The sequence below is a fragment of the Cupriavidus sp. SIMBA_020 genome (genome assembly GCF_046535395.1).
GTDB lineage: Bacteria > Pseudomonadota > Gammaproteobacteria > Burkholderiales > Burkholderiaceae > Cupriavidus > Cupriavidus campinensis.
The window spans coordinates 1-266 of the sequence record NZ_JAWRWU010000746.1; the positions used below are offsets into that span (position 1 = coordinate 1).

General features: G+C 65.0%; 1 protein-coding gene. It reads left to right on the forward strand.

Going from position 1 to position 266, the window contains the following annotated elements; all coding sequences use genetic code 11:
• The coding region (locus tag SB751_RS31325) for a TerC family protein (protein ID WP_410749187.1) at positions 1-266 on the forward strand (266 nt) is incomplete at both ends.

Below are 266 nucleotides of genomic sequence, written 5' to 3' on the forward strand. Positions count from 1 at the left end.
GGCCGCCGCGATCATCATGCGTATCGTGCTGACGCTGGTGGCCGCCAAGCTGCTGATGCTGCCGTGGCTCAAGCTCATCGGCGCACTGCTGCTGGTGTACATCGGCGTGACCCTGTTGCTGCCGGAAGGCGAGGAAGAGGGGGACGGCAAGACCCATGGCAATCTGCTGACCGCAATCCGCACTATCATGATCGCCGACCTGGTCATGAGCCTGGACAATGTGGTGGCCGTGGCCGCCGCGGCGATGGGCGACACCACGCTGCTGG